Source organism: Candidatus Nanopusillus massiliensis, assembly GCF_920984865.1.
Genome location: NZ_OV100765.1, coordinates 592,060 through 593,106 on the forward strand (window position 1 = coordinate 592,060; position 1,047 = coordinate 593,106).

The 1,047-nt window shown below is 23.8% G+C and carries 2 protein-coding genes and 1 pseudogene (1 of these 3 only partly in view); all 3 read right to left on the bottom strand.

Annotated features, from left to right (window positions below; all coding sequences use genetic code 11):
• Positions 1 to 139 (bottom strand): annotated as a pseudogene (locus LUA84_RS04870) (ribonucleotide reductase N-terminal alpha domain-containing protein) (it extends 35 nt beyond the left edge of the window).
• Positions 140 to 409: 270 nt separating this feature from the next.
• Entirely contained in the window at positions 410 to 760 is a 351-nt protein-coding gene (locus LUA84_RS03795; protein ID WP_231434510.1) for an ATP cone domain-containing protein, read from the bottom strand.
• Positions 720 to 902, bottom strand: a complete 183-nt coding sequence (locus LUA84_RS03800; protein WP_231434511.1) for an ATP cone domain-containing protein — start codon at positions 900 to 902, stop codon at positions 720 to 722. Before LUA84_RS03800 ends, LUA84_RS03795 begins: the two co-directional genes overlap by 41 nt.
• Positions 903 to 1,047: the final 145 nt, after the last annotated feature.

Below are 1,047 nucleotides of genomic sequence, written 5' to 3' on the forward strand. Positions count from 1 at the left end.
AAAATGCAGATAATTGTCNNAAAACAGCACCAGCATTAAATAATGTAGGAGAATTTGGCATAAATCTTTTACTTGCAATTAGATCATAATATTGATAGAAATCTNNNNAATATTTGTCAAATTCGCCATTTTCTAGCATTTTTATAAATTATGACCATGAAACCTTCATATTGCCTCTTCCATTTAAATAATCATACAAATATTTCATTCTTTCTAAATGATATCTATTCCATCTAAATTTANGATCTTTTATTGGTAATCCATATTTATTTTCGTTTTTTACAAAATCAAATTCTTCTTTTGTATNNNNTTTTTGTTTTCCATCTTTATCATAAATTCTTTCATCATANNATAATTACTGGTATTACAATTAATGCAGCAACCCTTTCAAACATTTGCTTTGGAAGTGCTACTCAGTTCCCTTATATTCATTTCTTAATAAATATCTATTTACCATTAATCTAATTGAANNNNCAGAAAATCTTTTTGCAACTTCTTCCTCATAGAATTTTCCCAATAAATTTTTCTTTTCTTCTCTTATTTTTTCTTTTTCCTTTCTATAGAAAATATATGCCTTAGCAACATCATATAAATCAAATTTCAATANNGATAATTCGACAATATCTTGAATCTNNTCAACAGTTGGATATTTTATATCATCATATTTTTCTTCTAATACTTTTATTATATAGCCAACAACTTTTTCTAATTTTTCTTTATCATAAGCTCCAACAGCTTTCATTGCCCTTTCTAATAGCATATTTTATCCTATCTCGATCAAACTCCACAATTCTTCCATCTCTTTTAATAACTTTTTTTATTTTATAATTATTTTGTCCCAAAACAACTTCTTTTTCTTTTTTTTCATGAGAATAGCTATTTATAATCTCTTCATCACCCATTTAAATTTTTTATAAAAAATTTTAAAATCTTTTTCTATGAGATGTTTAAAAATATTGGTTATAAATATTTATTTCATCGATAATCAATAACATAACTTTATAAATATAATATCATTGTGTCCTTTCTTTTATTTTCTCTTCTTAA